Raw genomic sequence first — 15,434 nt, 5'->3', positions numbered from 1 at the left:
CCGCGTCAGTTGCCGAGCAGATCGTCCAACGCTGAATCGAACCGCGGATAGGTGAAGGGGAAGCCGTTGTCCGTCAGCACTTTCGACACGGCGTGACGACCCGTCAGGCCCAAGGCAGCGTCGCTGCGCAGCAGGAACGCGCCGAATCTGACCATGACAGCGGGCGTCGGCGGCGCAGGTGGCCGGTGAAGGTGCTTGCGCAGCCCGGCCATCAGTTCTGAATTGCGGACGGGATCCGGGGCAGTCGCGATGACCACCCCCGAGGCAGCCGAATCGGGTTCGAGGGCCCAACGAACGATCGACAGCCAGTCGTCGATGTGAATCCAACTTGTCCATTGTCGACCTGACGCAACGCGTCCGCCCAGACCGAGACGTACGAGCAACAGGAGTCGCTCGAGCGCCGGTGTGCCCTTCTCCAATACGACGCTGGTTCGCAGGATCACTACTCGTGACGTGTTTGCTCCCTCGACCGCTGCCTCCCAGTCCTTTGCGACGTCGGTCATCTGAGGTGGTCCGTCAGCGAGTGGGGAAGCCTCGTCGAGTCGGGTCTCTCCGGCGTCGCCGTAGATTGCGAGCGTGCTCGCTTGGATCCACACCGGAACAGGGTGCGCCAGTAGTTTCGACGCTTCGACCAGCGCGCGGGTCGGATCGACTCGGGAACTGGTGAGCAGTGCGATGTTTGCCGGGGTGGGTCGGCGATCGACCAACTCGCCGGCGAGGTTGATCACCGCGGCGCCGTCGAGTTCTCCTGCCCAGTCGCCTACCGTGACACCGTCCCACTGAACCTGCCTGTGCCTGCCGGGTTTCGGTGACCGAGTCAGGACCACGACGTCATACCCGCGGTCGGCGAGATCGTCGCTGATTCGGCGGCCGAGAGCGCCGGTACCGCCGGCCATCACGACCTTCGTCATCACTGCGCCTGGCTGACCGAGGACATGTGGAAGTCGGGAATCCGCATCGGCGGCATGGCCGTGCGGGTGAACCAGTCTTTCCACTCGCGGGGAAGCGTGATCTCGGTGCGTCCAGCCTCGGTGACCCGCCGCAGGAGATCGAGCGGGCTCTCGTTGAAACGGAAGTTGTTGACGGCGCCGACGATCTTGCCGTCCTCGATCAAATACACCCCGTCACGGGTGAGTCCGGTCAACAGCAGCGTCGTCGGATCCACCTCACGGATGTACCAGAGGGTTGTGAGCAGTAGACCCTTCTCGGTACCTGCGATCATGTCCTCGATCGAGGTGTCGTCACCACCGGTCAGGATGAGATTGTCGCCGGGAACTGCGACAGGTCGACCGAATTCTCGTGCAGCGTGGCGCGGGTACGCCAGTGCATTGACGACGCCGTCTCGGACCCAGTCGACGGGTTCGATCTCCATACCGTTGTCGAACAGTGAGACGGATTCACTCGACGACGTCGTGATCACGAACGGCGCGGACTGCAAGCCCTCGGCGCCGGGGTCGGAGGTGAGTGTCAGTGGCAATCCGAGCTTCTCGCCGATCCGGGTACCACCGGTCGTGGAAAGTGCGGTGTGGCCCTCTTCGGCGCCGCGCCCCTCCATGGTCCACATCAGATAGATCATCAGGTCCGCGACAGCCGAAGGCGGAAGAATCGTCTCGTAGCGGCCGGCGGGCAGACTGACCGAATTTTCCGCCCAGTCGAGTCGAGTGGTCAACTGCGACAAAAGATTCGGCACTGAAATGTCAGTGAAATCGACAGTTCCGGATCCGACCCAGGCGCTGGCGTCGCCGCGCTTGCCGTTGATCTCCACGGAGCCGGTGGCCTGAGCCGTTCTACGTCGCACGCCCGTCGAAGTTCCGAGCCAGGTGGTGTGCAACTGGTGGTGAGCGAAGCCGAACAACTGGTCGTCACCGTCGAAGGCCGTGGACAGGTCGGCAGCCAACTGCGCAAAGACACCGATGTCGGTCAGGGCGGCCGGCAGGTCCCAGTCGGTCTCTGCCGCCGACTGCGTGATCAGGTCGGACGCGTCGTCAGCCGGAGTGGCTGTGCGCGCAGCCTGTTCGCTTGCCTGTACGAGTGCGGAAATCTGCTCCGGATCGACACTGCTGGAACTGACAGTGCCCACCTTCGCGATGTCACCCTCGCGCACGATCGAGATCACCGTCCACGTCCGGGACAGCGAAACTCCGTTGGTGGTCATCGAATTGTTGGCCCACCGCAGCGACGCCTCACTCGCATCGGTCACGATCACCAACGATTCGTCTACCGTCCTCGCGGCCAATGCACGCTCGACGACCTGCTGCGGATCGATCACTGCTGAGCCTCCGAACGAGTATTGAGGATGTTGACTCCGCGGAACAGAGCGGACGGGCAGCCGTGGCTGACCGCCGCAACCTGACCGGGTTGCGCCTTGCCGCAGTTGAACGCGCCCTGCAGGCGCCAGGTCGACTCACCGCCAACGGCTTCCATCGAGCCCCAGAAATCCGTCGTCATCGCCTGATACGCCACGTCACGTACCTGACCGTCGAGCTTTCCGTCACGGATCTTGAAGAACCGCTGACCGGTGAACTGGAAGTTGTAGCGCTGCATGTCGATCGACCAGGACTTGTCACCGACGACGTAGATGCCGTTCTCGACTCGCGAGATCAGGTCTGCGGTCGAGGTGTCCGTAGAAGGGTCGGGGGAGAGCGAGACGTTGGCCATTCGCTGGATGGGAACGTGATGTGCGGAGTCGGCGTACGAGCAGCCGTTGGAACGCGTCAGCCCCAGCCTCGGCGCGAACACGCGGTCTAGTTGATACCCGACCAGTGTTCCCTCTGCCACCAGATCCCACCGTTGAGAGGCGACGCCGTCGTCGTCGAATCCGACGCTGGCCAGGCCGTGCTCTTCGTTACGATCGGCGGTCACGTGCATGAGTGGCGTTCCGTATTTCAGCGTTCCCAGCTTGTCCGGCGTCGCGAACGACGTACCGGCGTAGGCCGCTTCGTAGCCGATCGCCCGGTCGTATTCGGTGGCGTGTCCGATGGATTCGTGGATCGTGAGCCACAGATTGGTCGGATCGATCACGAGGTCGGTCGGACCCGCTTCGACGGTCGGTGCCTTCGTCTTCTCGGCCAGCCACTCCGGGATCTGCGCGAGCTCATCGCCCCAGTTCCATGTGCTCTGCGCCCCGAGGTACTCCCATCCGCGACCTACCGGCGGCGCCAAGGTGCGCATCGATTCGAAGCTGCCGGCCGACTTGTCGACGGCGGTCGCCTCGAACTCGGGGTGCAGACGCACCCGTTGCTGGGTGATCGACGAACCGGCCAGATCCGCGTAGAAAGTTTGCTCCTTGACCTGGAGGACACTCGCCGTGACGTGATCCACGCCGTCAGCGGCTTGAAGCCGTCCGGAGTAGTCGACCAGCAGCGCTACCTTGTCGGCCGTCGGTGTCGCGAAGGGATCTTCGAGGTACGGGGACACCCACGTCGCGTCGGCGTAGACGGGCTCGTCGGCGAGGGTGACCGGATCCCGATTGAGCGAGCGTAATGCCTTCGCAACCTCGACCGCTTGGCGTGCCAGCGCAGCCGCGACGTCAGGGGATACGTCGGCGTGCGAGGCGAAGCCCCACGTGCCGTCGACGATCACACGGACGGCGACCCCGATCTCGTCTCCGTCGGACACCGCCTGAACTAAGCCGTCGCGCAAGCGGATCGACTGTGTGAGCACGCGGTGGACACGAACATCGGCGTGCTGGGCGCCGGCTGTTCTCGCTGCCGACAGCGCCGCATCAGCGACGGCTCGCAGCGGGAGGGCGAGGAAATCTGCATCGACATCTCGGGTGACGGTCACGCACACGACGCTAGCCGACGACCGCCGATCTCAACCGAACTGCTGCCATCCGAGGCGAATCACCATGGCGATCACGACCACCAACAGCGTGATCCGGACGAATCCGGATCCCTTGCTCAGCGCCATCCGCGAACCGATGACCGCGCCGAGCACGTTGCACACCGCCATCGCCAAACCCAAACTCCACCAGACATGCCCGGTGACGGCGAAGTAGGCGAGCGCGCCGAAATTGGAACCGAGATTGATCACCTTCGCCATGGCTGCGCTCCGAACGAATTCGGTTCCGAGGAAGGTGGCGAAGCTGATGATGAGGAAAGTGCCGGTGCCGGGTCCGAGCAGACCGTCGTAAAGCCCGATGAGTCCGGCGGAGAGCAGCAGGACGAGGACGGTCTTGCGCTGCGTCGGACGATGAGTGGCGATCGTGGTGCCCAGCGTCGGCCGCATTGTCACGAAGACGGCGACAGCGACGAGTACGACCATCACGATCGGAATGAAGTACTTCTTGTCGATCAGTGAAACGGCCGCCGCCCCGCACGCGGACGTCACCGCAGCCAAGGCGGCTGCCGGCGCCATCTGCCGCCATTGCATCGGGATTCGACGCGAGAACGTGTACACCGCAGCACTCGTCCCGGTGAATGCCGTCAGTTTGTTGGTGGCCAGTGCGGCCTGCGGGGTCAATTGCGGGGCGACCAGAAAGAGCGCGGGCAACAGAATCAATCCGCCGCCGCCGACGACGGCGTCCACCCAACCCGCCGCCGTTGCTGCCGTCATCAGCAGTCCCCAATCAGCAATATCCACGGCGGTGACTCTTTCACAGCTGTGACACTCTTGAGCACATGCGGAGGTTCAGCCTGTGGCTGCGAGGAAAGCCGATGATCGCGGACAGCGCGCTGGCGCTCGTGTTCTTCGCGCTCGAGGTAGTCACGTTCGTCAGTTCGCCGCGTGAGGAGCGGTGGCCTCAGCTCGTCGTCGGATTTCTGATCTGCATTCCCGTCGTGTGGCGTCGCAAATATCCGCGTGTGTCCGCTGCGTCCATATTGTCGATGTCGTACTTCGCGACCCTGATGATGTGGGCGACCGGGGATCCGGCTGCGGAACATCCAGGCCTGCTGGCGCTCGGAGTTTCGCTCTACACACTCGTTGCGTACGTCGATCGGCGTACCGGGGCGATATTCGCGTGCTTCCTTGCCCTGGACATGACTCTCTCGTTGCTCGTCATCCGCCAAGACGTGATCCTGACGATCATCATCGCGACGCTGCTCTATGCATTGGCCTGGATCACCGCCGAGTTCTTGAGCGCGCGACGTGCCTACGACGAGGAAGTGGCCGCCAGACTCGAAGTGGCCGAATACGAACGAGACCGCCGCGCCGAGGATGCGGTGGCGACGGAACGAACCCGGATCGCCCGCGAACTCCACGACGTCGTTGCCCACGCGGTCAGCGTGATGATCGTTCAGGCGGACGGCGCCTCGTACGCCGTCGATTCCAATCCGGCGTTGGCGAAGAAGGCGCTCGGCAATATCTCCAGCACCGGACGTGATGCGCTTGCAGAGCTTCGCCGGACCGTCTCGCTTCTGCGCACCGAGGTCAGTAGCGATTTGATGCCGCAACACGGAACGGCCGGCATTGCCAAGGTTGTCGAGATGATGCGTGCCGCCGGTCTCGGCGTGCGCCTCGAGCTGACCGGCGAGCTCGACGACGTCAGTCCATCGGTCAGCCTTGGCATTCATCGCCTCGTTCAGGAATCACTGACCAATGTCCTCCGCCACGCCGGCGCGAACCCGAAGGCCCGAGTCACCGTGCGCCGCACCGAGACCGCGGTACTGCTCGAGGTCGTCGACAACGGAACGTCGAGCTCGACCTTCGCTCACGGTTCGGGCAACGGACTGGTCGGCATGCGTGAGCGGGTGGCGGTACTGCACGGGACACTCGAGACGGGACGACGCCCCGACGGCAGTTGGCGTGTGTACGCAGAGTTGCCGCTCGAGATCCACGATTGATCCCGGCTCGCCGCAATCGCATTGGCACCGACGTCTCAGGCCCGATAGGTTTACGCCGTGCCCATCACCGTGCTGCTAGTCGACGACCAGGAACTCATGCGGATGGGCCTGAACATGGTGCTCGAAGCACATGAGGACATCTCGGTGATCGGTGAGGCCGGTGACGGAGCCGCGGCGGTCGCAGCGGCGGTGGCGCTGAAGCCTGACGTCGTGTTGATGGATGTGCGGATGCCGATTGTCGACGGTGTGAAAGCGACGGAGCAGATTCTTGCCTCCGGGATCGAATCCAGGGTCCTGGTCATGACGACGTTCGACCTGGACGAACACGCGCTCGGCGCCCTGCGTGCCGGAGCGAGTGGGTTTCTTCTCAAGGACACCCCGCCCGAGGACCTCGTGTCGGCTATCCGCAGCGTGGCGGCCGGTGATGCGGTTGTTTCCCCGAAGGTGACACGTCGTCTGCTGTCGAGGTTCATCGTGGACGGTCCGGCGCCGCGACGCGATCCGGTGGTTCTCGACGTCCTGACCGAACGCGAACGCGAAGTCCTCGGGCACGTGGCCACGGGACTGTCGAACATCGAGATCGCACAGCAGCTGTACCTGTCCGAATCGACGATCAAGTCGCACGTCGGACGCATTCTGACCAAACTCGATCTGCGTGATCGTGTGCAGGCGGTGGTGCTGGCCTACGAGACCGGACTGGTGACTCCGGGCGCGTAGGCCAGCCGCCTGTCAGGCAGCGAGCGTTTCGCTCTGCTCAGGCATCAAAAGCGCCCACTGTTGGCAGCACGATGCAGGTCTTCCCGTCTGCGTAATCGACATTGCCGAACAGAGCGGCAAACACCTTGCCGTCGCCGGTGTCGACGACCTTCGAGAGCAACGGCGTATCGAGTACGGGTAACTTCTCGTCCAACGGGACGATGCCGCCCTTGAAGGTGCCAACGTTGATCCAGGCAACACTCAACCCTGAGGTCTTGGGTATGCCGACGTAACCCGGGATTGCCTGGAACCGGAGATGGTCGGCCTCGACCCACGGCGGCAACGGGAAGTTCGGACCGGCCTGTGCGGAGCTGAGGGTGACGGTGACAGGTTCACCGGCCACGCCACACCCGACCGTCGGTGCGGGGTACATGAACGACTGCGGCTTGGTGACGCCGATGTCCGGGAGATCGAGGGCGGTCGTGATCTGATCAGCTCCTGCCGTGCCGATCAACTGCTGAACAGCAGCAGAGGCTTCGGGGGAGATGGCTGCGGCCTGCGCGATCAGCGCGGCAATTCCTTCGGGTACTACCGGTTCTGCGGCCGCGGTTCCCGCGCTGATCATCGCGCTGCCGGCGGTGAGTGCCACGACGGCGGCAGTGCCGGCGATGGCAGCGGGAATGCGTCGGGCGAGTGTCTTGCCGGGGAGTCGGCTCATGTCGGGCTCCTTCATTTCATGAGGCCGGGAAATGCGGCCCGAAGTGACTTGACCACGCGCATAGTCTCAACGTCAACTTGAGGTTTAGAATCGTTAGCGGAGCGTTAGTTAACGCCAGGCAAGTCGCACGTGCGCGAGAGAAGGCCCGTGTGACTCACGGCACTCGCTTGTTTTGCACCTCTGCGTCGTTGTCGGGAGAAAATCCGGCCCCTCGAGCGTTGAACGGATAGACCGTCTGAAAGGGGACGTCATGATCGCCGCCGTATTCCTCCTCTACGTGATCGTCGAGATCGCCGCATTGGTCATCGTGGGCAACGCCATCGGTGTCGCCTGGACAGTGCTGCTGTTTCTCGCCGGTTCGCTTGTCGGATTGATCCTCATGCGTTCGCAGTGGCGACGAGTCATGGACGGATTCCGCAAGGCAACGAGGGGTGAGGGATCGCCGTCACTGGCGGTCGCCGACGGCGCCTTGGTCGCGGCGGGCTCCGCGTTGATGTTCGTACCCGGACTCGTGACTTCCGTTCTGGGCCTTCTGCTTCTGATTCCGCCGACCCGGTGGGCGCTCCGCCCGCTTGCGGTGCTCCTGGCAGGCAAGCGCGCAGCAGCATTTGCCGCCGGTGGTGACGCCTTCGCCGGAACCGTCGGCTACGCGGCGCGCATGCGCGGAAACGGCGAGGTGATCGACGGCGAGATCATCGTCGAGACACCCGAAACCACCGAGTACGTAGCAAGCAACGGCAAGGAACTGGTCCTCGAGGGTGAGATTCTGGACACGGATACACCCACCCGTTCGCGGGGGCCGCAGTACTAACAGGCAGACTGGGTGCTCGTGACTACTCGTCTGCTGGTCAACGGCCGGATCTACAGTTCATTTGCACCTGACGCGACCTCGATCGCCATTACCGACGGCACCGTCGTGTGGGTCGGCGACGAGCGCGCCGGACGGGCGTTGCACCCCGCCGCGGAGATCGAAGACCTGGGCGGTGCGTTTGTCACTCCCGGGTTCGTCGACACCCACGTCCACATCACTGCATTGGGACTCAATCTCGTCGGTCTCGATCTCGTGGGCGCGAACTCACTGGACGAATGCCTCTCGCGAGTACGAACATTCGCAGCGGCAAACCCCGAAACTGCCCATCCCGACGCAGTCATCTGGGGACACGGTTGGGACGACACCGAGTGGGCAGATCAGACGCCGCCCTCGACCGCGGATCTCGACGCGGCTGCCCCTGGCCGCAAGGTGTATCTCTCGCGGATCGACGTTCACTCGGCCGCGTGCTCGAGCGCATTGCGCGACGGGATCTCCGGCCTCGCCGACACTGCCGGATACTCGGCCGACGGCCCGCTGACCTTCGACGCACACCACCTGGCGCGCAATGCGGCTCGGAACCTGCTGACCGAATCTCAGCGCGCGTCTGCTCGTACCGCGGCGCTCGATCTGTGCGCCTCCCGCGGGATCGTCGCAGTGCACGAGTGCGGCGGACCGGACATCTCGGGACTGACCGATTTCCAGGAACTACTGGCCCACGACCACGGAGTGGAGGTTCGGGGTTACTGGGGTGAGCGCGTCGACACCGAAGAGGATGCTCGCGCACTCCTCGACAAAACCGGAGCAGACGGACTCGGCGGGGATCTCTTCATCGACGGTTCGCTCGGTTCGCATACCGCGTGGCTGCTCGAACCCTATGCAGACCAACCTGATTCGACGGGCAACGCCTATCTCGACGTCGACGCGATCGCCGCACACATCCGGGCCTGCACCCTCGCGGGTGTCCAGGCCGGCTTCCATGCCATCGGCGACGGTGCCGTCTCGTCGGCAGCGGCCGCGTTCCGCAAGGTCGCCGACGAACTGGGTGGCCTCAAGGTCGCCGCGTTGGGTCACCGCCTCGAGCACGCGGAAATGATGTCGATGGCCGACGCGGAAACCTTCGCGGCCTTGGGTGTCATCGCGAGCGTCCAACCGGTGTTCGACGCACTGTGGGGCGGTACCGACGGTCTGTACGCCACGCGCCTGGGAGTCGACCGCGCAGCAGCGTTGAATCCGTTTGCACCTGCTGCCGGTAAGGGTGTCTCGCTCGCATTCAGCTCCGATGCCCCGGTCACCCCCATCGAGCCGTGGGCGATGCTGCGCGCCGCTGTCCAGCACCGCACCGACGGAAGTGGAATCTCACCGCGTGCGGCCTTCTCCGCCGCAACGCGCGGCGCCTGGCGTGCGGGCGGAGTGCGGGACGGCGCCGCGGGAACGCTCAATCCGGGTGCACCCGCCTCCTACGTGTTGTGGGAGGCAGGCGAACTCGAAGTCAGTGCACCGGCCGATTCGGTCCAGCGATGGTCTACCGATCCGCGCTCGCGAGTACCCGCTCTGCCCAGGCTGGCGGAAGGTGCGCCGATTCCGGTCTGCATCAAGTCGGTGCATCGCGGACGCGTCGTCTACCAGCGCGGCTCGACGAGTGAGTGAGGCCGGCGCAGAGGCGCCCAGCAGTGATCGCTCCCGCGTGAGCGCTGTGCTCACCGGTTCGGCATGGCTACGTTCGCTGTACGCAGCCGCAGGCGGATTCTTGATCTTCGCCGGGTTCCCACCTCGTCCGCTGTGGTTTCTGGCGCCAGTCGGGATCGCTCTTCTGACGTGCGTGTTGACGAACTTCGGTCGAGGCGGATTGCGTCTTCGTGCCGGCTTCGGTTACGGGTACCTGGCCGGTCTCGGATTCCTGGTGCCGTTGCTTCCGTGGATCGGTGTGTTCGTGGGCGCGGTCCCGTGGATCGCGTTGGCCGCGGTGGAGTCGTTGTTCATCGGACTGTTCGGGTTGCTGGCGGTACTGGTGGCGAGGTTGCCTTGGGCACCTTTGTGGATTGCCGCGACCTGGACGCTTACCGAGTGGCTTCGTTCCAGCGTCCCTTTCGGCGGATTTCCTTGGGGCAGGCTCGCATTCGGTCAATCCGAAGGATGGCTCCTCCCACTCGCGAGTATCGGCGGTGCGCCGCTGCTCAGCTTCGCGGTGGCCCTGACCGGTACCGGCTTGGCAGCAGTCGTCGTCGTTGTCGCGGCAAAACGATGGGACCGAGGATTCTTCGGAGCCGTTGCCGCCGCCATCGTGCCCGTGATCGTTGCTCTCGTGGTGTCGCCGTTTCTTGCCACCATGGATTCCGGCGACCGAACGATCACCGTCGCCGCGATCCAGGGCAGCGTTCCGCGGTTGGGCTTGGACTTCAACTCGCAACGCAAGCAGGTCCTCGACAACCACGTCACCGAAACTGTGAAACTGGCAGCCGAGGTGGACGCGGGCCGCGTCGATCAGCCTGACGTCGTGATCTGGCCGGAAAATGCCTCTGACATCGACCCACTGCGAAACGCCGATGCCGCGGCCGACATCACCCGAGCCTCCGAAGCGATCGGAGCCCCGATTCTTGTCGGCACCGTACTCGTGAATGCCGATCGTACGACCACCAATTCAGTGATCGTGTGGGACGGCGCCAATGGTCCTCAGGAACAGCACGACAAGAAGATCATCCAGCCGTTCGGTGAATACCTGCCATACCGAAGCTTCTTCCGGAACTTCTCCTCGTACGCCGATCGTGCGGGCAATTTCGTGCCCGGCGATGGCAACGGCGTTGTCCACGCAGCGGGTGTACCGATCGGCGTCGCGACTTGTTACGAGGTTGCGTTCGACCGGGCGTTCCAGGAATCGGTGCGCAATGGTGCGCAGCTGCTGGCAGTACCGACCAACAACGCCACCTTCGGGGACACCGAGATGACGTATCAGCAGCTGGCAATGTCCCGTGTGCGGGCAGTCGAGCACGGCCGTGCCGTCGTTGTGGCCGCAACCAGTGGTGTCAGCGCCATCATCGCTCCCGACGGGGCAGTGACTTCGCAGACCGACCTGTTCGTGCCGGCGGCACTTGTGGCCAAGGTGCCGCTGTCGACCAGCTCCACCCTCGCTACCCGAGTAGGTCCGGCGCCGGAGATCGTGCTCAGCATCATCGCGGTCGGTGCGATTGCCATGGCGCTGGTAGCCCGGCGCCGAGATCGGGCCGAGCAATCACCAGAGGAGACTGCGGCAATCTGACCCGAGCAACGGATATCGGGCTGCCGATGTTCCGAGGGGCGCCTACGCGGGTACTCGCTGTGCCACCCGTTCCTGCGTAAAGGCGGCCTCCTGTGACCGAGCCAGACAAGACCGAGCCAGACAAGGCCCAGCCTGAGAAGACCGAGCCCCAGACTGCAGTTCGCAAGACCAGTGTCGTCGACGCGGTGCTGCAGTCACCGCTCGCGGGGCTGTCACCGTGGATCCTGCTGTCCTTGCTCTCCGGGCCGGGAAGGTTCGAGGAATCCGCGGCCGCCGCGCTCGGGTTGTCGCTGCTGATCTTGGCGGCCAGTCACCGGCGCGGCGGCACGGTGAAGCTGTTGGAGGTCTTCGACGTCGTGTTCTTCGGCGTTCTGGCGGCCATCGGCCTCCTCGCGTCGGCGAACACGATTCGGTGGTTCGAACTCTGGGGAGGCGAACTGACCAACATCGCGCTGGTGGTCTTTGCCTTCGGATCGATCCTGCTCCGCAATCCTTTCACTTTGCAGTACGCGAAAGAGTCGACGCCTGAAGAGTATTGGACGACGCCACTGTTTCTGCGCATCAACTACGTCATCACCGCAGTGTGGGCGCTCGCCTTCACATGGTCGGCCGCAGTGGGCTTGTTCGGAGACGCACTGCTGCACGACGGAGACAACTTCTGGACCGGATGGATTCTGCAGTTGCTCGGAACCTTCTTCGCGATCTCCTTCACCGAGTGGTACCCCGAGTATGCGCCGAACAAGGCCGCTCAGGCTCAGGGCCTCGAAACCGAACCACCGCAGTCGATTTTCAGGCTGTTCGACTTTTTGCCGGTGTTCGTAGCCGTGACCGGCATCGCGGGGTTGGTGACCGACTCCGTTTCCGTGACCGCAGGCGTCACGTTGATTCTGGTCGGCGTGTTCGGACATCTGGCGATGCGACGGTTCACCGTCGACTAGGAGCTCTCGGTGATCTCGCGCCGACGGGAACTTGGTGCACGATCGTCTCGATGACCGGCAGGTGCCGGCTGATGCACGGAATTTGTCCGTTTCTGCGATAGTCAGTGCACCTGCCGTGCAATGGAAACGAGGGAAATTGAGCGTTATTTCGAGTACTGCACACAAGCACGATCCCATACACGGACGACGTCCACCAGCGGATCACCGCTTCCTCGGACTCGACACACGCGTCTTCCCACACGCCCTCGCGATCTTGGGGGTGTGGATGCTCTGGACCGTGATCGTGCCCGCCATCGATTCGGCTGTCTCCTCCGAAGATCCAACCGGCGCCGGAGACCGAATGGCCGTGACCGAAACGGTCTCCTTCGCCGCACCTGCGGGCTGGAATGTCGACAGTGGTTTCCGAACCGACCAACATGGCGCGTCCGATTCGCTCCCACGTGTGACGTTGACCGGCGGCACCGTCACCGTGAGCGTCGACGCCGACACATTCAGTGGAACTGCCGACGAGCTCCTCTCCCAAACAGATGCCGTGAGTCTTGCGACGAACGGCAGTTCCGTGCTTGCGGTCTCCGGTAAACGCCAGCCGATCAGCACCGACGGGGGTCTGAGCGGCGTCCAGGTCAGCTTTGACACTCCGCGGTCCGCCGGATCGGTGACCACATTCGTCGCCGACGGCGAGGGAATTCGGGTACAGGTAGTCGGCCCACCCGATCAGATCGCCGCCCGCAGTCGAGAAATCACCGACATGATCGCCTCCATCGGCACACATGAGGGAGACACCAAGTGAGCAGCGATCTCCTCGAAACCCGCTCCCGCGCATTCGATACGACGGCCTGGGGCGAGAAATTTCACTTCTTCCAACCACGCAACGTCGTGTTCTGGATATACCTGTGGATGTGCGGATTCGGCCTCGTCAAAGGCTGGCAGATGTTCGCCCCCTTCGCCGGATACTTCGGGCGCGCACTCCTCGTTGCCGGCATCGTCGGCATCATCAGCGCCGCGGTCTGGACATGGTGGTTCCGGCACATCGACCGCTACGAACGCCAACCCGTAGGACTAGTGGTCACCGGCTTCATCTGGGGCGCCACCGCAGCAACGTTCACTATCGCAGTACCCGCGAACGGAGCAGTCGGCTCGCTCTACACGAAGATTTTCGGGCAGGTATGGGCTCAGGACTGGCATGCGGGCCTCTCTGCACCGTTCGTGGAGGAAACCGCCAAAGGCATCGGCATCGTCGTCCTCCTCGCGCTTGCACCGCGACTGGTGCGCACCGCAACCGACGGCCTGCTCCTCGGCGCTTTCATCGGCTTGGGATTTCAGACCAGCGAAGACTTTCTGTACTCGATTGCCGGCGCGACGCAGGGCTTCGGCGCCCACCAAACCGACGGACTGATCGGTTCCATCGCCACCCGCACCTACTCCGACATCGTCTCTCATCCACTCTTTACAGCCCTTTTCTGCGCCGGCGTGATCTATCTGATCGGCACCCCGGCCCAGCCCCGGCGGATCGGACGCGGATTGGCGTTGATCGTGGCCCCCATCCTGATCCACGGCGTGTGGGATTCGATGCTCGCGATCGCCGGCGGCAGCAGTTCGCTCGTGTTCGTCATCATGATCGGCGACATCGTCTTCGCTTTCACTGCCTTGTGGATCGCGTTCGTCTGGGCGCACCCACGTGAGTCCCACTTCGTCCGTGACATTCTCGCCCCGGAAATCGAGTCCGGCGTCCTGACCGACGCCGAGGTGACAGCCGCCGGCGGATGGCGACAACAACGCACTTACGCGAAAGCCGCACCCACTCGCACCGAACGTCGCCAACGACGACATATCGTTCGTGCCGCGCTGGATCTGTGCAGCGACCTTGCTGTAAGCAAGGGCGACGACAGCTCCCAGGTCGTCGAATCACGCAACGAAATCACCCGCCTCCGCCAAGGAACCGCGGCACAGAGCATCGCTCGGTGACCGCGAAGTAGCGGAAGTACCGTTCAGCACCGTAAGTCATTTACCCACACCCCAGTCGGCGTGAGTGGGGTACCGAAGTTTGGTGTGTCGCGGGGTGGGGGATACAGCTCACACTGGTGCACGAAGCAGTGCCGATGGTTCTCCAGCGCGAATCGCGAATCCGCGCACTGTCGGCTCGCGAGTGCGCCTGGATGCTGAATGACGGTGTCCTGAAGTGCCTTTGAGGACCACGAAGCATCCTGAAGTTGCCACGTCGAAGAAGGGCCGAAGTATGACGTCGACTTGTGAACGATCACTCCCCGTAGAACGAGAAAGACCGCCCGGTGTAGAACCGGACGGTCTTGATCGAAGTGCTAGTTCATGCGCCGCGACGCTTGGCCTTCAGCAAATCGAGACGCTCTTTGAGGAGCTCTTCGAGTTCCTCGACCGAGCGACGCTCGAGCAGCATGTCCCAGTGGGTGCGGGGAGGCTTGACCTTCTTGGCTTCGGGGGCAGTTCCCTCCATGAGGGCGCCTTCGAGGCCGTTGCGGCACAACCAGGTGCCGGGGATCTCGGCTTCGTCCGCGAACGGGATGTCGAAGATCTCGCCGTTCTCGCACTTGTACTTGGCCATACGACGGGGCGCGAGGTCATGGTCACGGTCGGTCTCGTAGCTCACAGCTCCGAGACGGCTACCTCGAAGTACGCGATCTGCCATGGTGGTGTCCTCTCTTCGTTCGTCACCGCTGGTGGGCGCCCTGACTTGGGGAGTAGACGCTCACACTCATCTACAACGCCACGAGCACCCGATTGGTTCCCGTGTGGCGAGAAGACGCAACCTCTCCATCTTACCGGGTACCGCGCGCGTTCATCGAAGGCGTCCGAATCTCGAGTACAGTGTCGACTCATGGCTGAGAGCACACGCGTCGGATCACCGCAGACTGCGCGTTCCGGAAACCCGTGTGTGTGGTGCGGCCGCGAGGTCGCGGTGACGGGAGTGGGTCGTCGTCGCCGGTACTGCAGCCAGTCTTGTCGCCAGCGCGCGTACGAGCAGCGCAATGCCGTCAAGGGCACGACGATCCCGGCTGACGCCGTCATCTTGACCGCCGTCGAGGCCGTCGAACTGGTGGATCGGATGTTCGAGGTTCGCTGCGCCGCCGAAGATGTGGCGACTGCTGTTGCCGAGGGAGCCGAAAGTTCGGAACTCGCACAGTTGTGTGAACGGTTGACCGAACTTGCCCGTGAAGCCGAACGTTTCCGGTGAAGCAGGTGTGGGCAACCGGTTTCT

The 15,434-nt window shown here is 63.7% G+C and carries 15 protein-coding genes; 9 read left to right on the top strand and 6 right to left on the bottom strand.

What is annotated here, in order from left to right; translation table 11 throughout:
- Nucleotides 1-5 precede the first annotated feature (5 nt).
- Genes H7C86_RS05285 through H7C86_RS05270 form a run of 4 tightly spaced genes read right to left on the bottom strand, consistent with a single transcriptional unit; the run spans nt 6 to nt 4,584 of the window.
- The gene (locus tag H7C86_RS05285; protein ID WP_182261194.1) at nt 6-911 is read right to left on the bottom strand and encodes a TIGR01777 family oxidoreductase; all 906 of its coding nucleotides are present in this window, start codon (nt 909-911) and stop codon (nt 6-8) included.
- Nucleotides 911-2,269, bottom strand: a complete 1,359-nt coding sequence (locus H7C86_RS05280; RefSeq protein ID WP_020969645.1) for a metallopeptidase TldD-related protein — start codon at nt 2,267-2,269, stop codon at nt 911-913. Before H7C86_RS05280 ends, H7C86_RS05285 begins: the two co-directional genes overlap by 1 nt.
- Nucleotides 2,266-3,786 carry a TldD/PmbA family protein gene (locus tag H7C86_RS05275; protein ID WP_042951923.1) on the bottom strand — a complete coding sequence of 507 codons (1,521 nt, stop codon included), beginning with the start codon at nt 3,784-3,786 and terminating at the stop codon, nt 2,266-2,268. The genes H7C86_RS05280 and H7C86_RS05275 overlap by 4 nt, the downstream gene beginning before the upstream one ends.
- Before the next feature lie 30 nt (nt 3,787-3,816).
- Nucleotides 3,817-4,584: a TSUP family transporter gene (locus tag H7C86_RS05270; RefSeq protein WP_080910376.1), complete on the bottom strand. Its 768-nt coding sequence runs from the start codon at nt 4,582-4,584 to the stop codon at nt 3,817-3,819.
- Nucleotides 4,585-4,622: 38 nt separating this feature from the next.
- On the opposite strand from H7C86_RS05270, the gene H7C86_RS05265 reads away from it, so the two are divergent.
- The gene (locus H7C86_RS05265; protein WP_070386243.1) at nt 4,623-5,786 is read left to right on the top strand and encodes a sensor histidine kinase; all 1,164 of its coding nucleotides are present in this window, start codon (nt 4,623-4,625) and stop codon (nt 5,784-5,786) included.
- A gap of 57 nt (nt 5,787-5,843) precedes the next feature.
- On the top strand, nt 5,844-6,503 hold the full coding sequence (locus H7C86_RS05260) for a response regulator transcription factor (protein WP_003945024.1): 660 nt from the start codon (nt 5,844-5,846) through the stop codon (nt 6,501-6,503).
- A gap of 37 nt (nt 6,504-6,540) precedes the next feature.
- On the opposite strand, the gene H7C86_RS05255 is transcribed toward H7C86_RS05260, so the two are convergent.
- A complete protein-coding gene (locus H7C86_RS05255) occupies nt 6,541-7,200 on the bottom strand; it encodes a hypothetical protein (RefSeq protein ID WP_003944837.1) in 660 nt (219 codons plus the stop codon).
- Between the two features lie 250 nt (nt 7,201-7,450).
- On the opposite strand from H7C86_RS05255, the gene H7C86_RS05250 reads away from it, so the two are divergent.
- The 6 genes from H7C86_RS05250 to H7C86_RS05225 all read left to right on the top strand — a co-directional run bounded on the left by H7C86_RS05250 (nt 7,451) and on the right by H7C86_RS05225 (nt 14,167).
- Nucleotides 7,451-8,011, top strand: a complete 561-nt coding sequence (locus tag H7C86_RS05250; protein ID WP_003944915.1) for an FxsA family protein — start codon at nt 7,451-7,453, stop codon at nt 8,009-8,011.
- Between the two features lie 12 nt (nt 8,012-8,023).
- Entirely contained in the window at nt 8,024-9,658 is a 1,635-nt protein-coding gene (locus tag H7C86_RS05245; protein WP_182261193.1) for an amidohydrolase, read from the top strand.
- A gap of 37 nt (nt 9,659-9,695) precedes the next feature.
- Nucleotides 9,696-11,264: an apolipoprotein N-acyltransferase gene (lnt, locus tag H7C86_RS05240; RefSeq protein WP_182261232.1), complete on the top strand. Its 1,569-nt coding sequence runs from the start codon at nt 9,696-9,698 to the stop codon at nt 11,262-11,264.
- A 92-nt stretch (nt 11,265-11,356) separates the two neighbouring features.
- Nucleotides 11,357-12,202, top strand: coding sequence for a hypothetical protein (locus tag H7C86_RS05235; RefSeq protein WP_019748476.1), 846 nt, complete (start codon nt 11,357-11,359; stop codon nt 12,200-12,202).
- A 136-nt stretch (nt 12,203-12,338) separates the two neighbouring features.
- Nucleotides 12,339-12,992 carry a hypothetical protein gene (locus tag H7C86_RS05230; protein ID WP_257209737.1) on the top strand — a complete coding sequence of 218 codons (654 nt, stop codon included), beginning with the start codon at nt 12,339-12,341 and terminating at the stop codon, nt 12,990-12,992.
- Nucleotides 12,989-14,167 carry a PrsW family intramembrane metalloprotease gene (locus H7C86_RS05225; RefSeq protein ID WP_020969637.1) on the top strand — a complete coding sequence of 393 codons (1,179 nt, stop codon included), beginning with the start codon at nt 12,989-12,991 and terminating at the stop codon, nt 14,165-14,167. Before H7C86_RS05230 ends, H7C86_RS05225 begins: the two co-directional genes overlap by 4 nt.
- A gap of 358 nt (nt 14,168-14,525) precedes the next feature.
- Here the strand turns inward: H7C86_RS05225 and H7C86_RS05220 are convergent, their stop codons facing one another.
- Entirely contained in the window at nt 14,526-14,864 is a 339-nt protein-coding gene (locus H7C86_RS05220; protein WP_019748472.1) for an RNA polymerase-binding protein RbpA, read from the bottom strand.
- 189 nt (nt 14,865-15,053) lie between these two features.
- Between H7C86_RS05220 and H7C86_RS05215 the strand changes: the two genes are divergently transcribed.
- Nucleotides 15,054-15,410 carry a hypothetical protein gene (locus H7C86_RS05215; RefSeq protein WP_020907776.1) on the top strand — a complete coding sequence of 119 codons (357 nt, stop codon included), beginning with the start codon at nt 15,054-15,056 and terminating at the stop codon, nt 15,408-15,410.
- Nucleotides 15,411-15,434 lie beyond the last annotated feature (24 nt).

It is taken from the genome of Rhodococcus sp. UFZ-B548, assembly GCF_903819475.1.
Taxonomy (GTDB): domain Bacteria; phylum Actinomycetota; class Actinomycetes; order Mycobacteriales; family Mycobacteriaceae; genus Rhodococcus_F; species Rhodococcus_F erythropolis.
This window is presented reverse-complemented; position numbering and strand designations above follow the sequence as displayed.